The organism is Shewanella sp. SG41-4, from assembly GCF_014164505.1.
Lineage (GTDB): Bacteria > Pseudomonadota > Gammaproteobacteria > Enterobacterales > Shewanellaceae > Shewanella.
Genome location: NZ_JACJFI010000639.1, coordinates 1 through 1,185, shown reverse-complemented (window position 1 = coordinate 1,185; position 1,185 = coordinate 1). Strand labels below are relative to the sequence as shown.

Genomic DNA, 1,185 nt, shown 5'->3' with positions numbered 1-1,185 from the left:
AGAATGTCTTGTCGATCTAGCTAAACAACCACCGGAAGTTGCAACTAATCGCCGTGAATTAGTGCAACAACTCGATATTGAAGAAAAAGTCCAAGATGACTTACAGAAAAATTTAGACGCTACTCAATTATATTTAGGTGAAATAGGTTTTTCTCCGCTACTGACAGCAGAGGAAGAAGTGTTTTTTTCACGTAAATCCCTCAAAGGCTGCGAAAAATCTCGCAACCGCATGATAGAAAGTAATCTCCGTCTTGTTGTTAAAATATCCAGAAGATATAACAATCGTGGCTTAGCGCTTCTCGATCTTATCGAAGAGGGTAACTTAGGTTTAATTCGAGCCGTTGAAAAGTTTGATCCTGAACGAGGTTTCCGTTTTTCGACTTATGCAACATGGTGGATTAGACAAACTATTGAACGGGCAATTATGAATCAGACCCGTACTATTCGTTTACCTATTCATATCGTTAAAGAATTAAATGTGTATTTACGCACTGCAAGACAACTTGCTCAAAAACTGGATCACGAACCCACAGCAGAAGAGATTGCCGCAAAGTTAGATGTGTCGACTGGTGATGTCAGCCGCATGTTGAAATTAAATGAAAGAATCACTTCAGTAGATTCCCCACTCAGTGGTGATAACGAGAATGCATTATTAGATGTTATTGCTGATGATGATTCCGTCGGCCCGGATTATCGGGTACAAACTGAAGACTTATCTAATTCGATAGTGGGCTGGTTAAATGAGTTAAATACCAAACAACGTGAAGTGTTAGCGAGACGTTTTGGTTTACTTGGTTATGAACCTTCAACATTAGAAAATGTCGGTGCTGAAATAGGCCTAACTCGCGAGCGAGTAAGACAAATTCAAGTTGAAGCACTTAAACGCTTAAAAGATTTACTCGGGTCTCAAGGGCTGTCAGTTGAAGCATTATTCAGAGATTAATTGACGGTGAATATTTTATTGAGATTAGGCGGTAAATTTTCATTGACTCAACAATGATATGTCTTTGTTAATGTATCAATAAGGTCAGTTTAAGATATTGCGATATTCGGGTTAAAACCTATATGAGCATTTTTATTTAGGCTCATGTGCTTAGGTTTATCCCACTAATCTCGAAGTTAATTGAAGTGTTGTTTAGTTGCAACTTGACTGAGTAGCCTAGTTATTGCTGATGGTATTTTAAT

1 protein-coding gene is annotated in these 1,185 nt (G+C 38.1%); it reads left to right on the top strand.

The window, feature by feature from the left end; genetic code table 11:
• A partial coding sequence (rpoS, locus tag H5202_RS22905) for an RNA polymerase sigma factor RpoS (RefSeq protein WP_182774040.1) occupies nt 1-943 on the top strand: 943 nt, incomplete at its 5' end.
• Nucleotides 944-1,185: the final 242 nt, after the last annotated feature.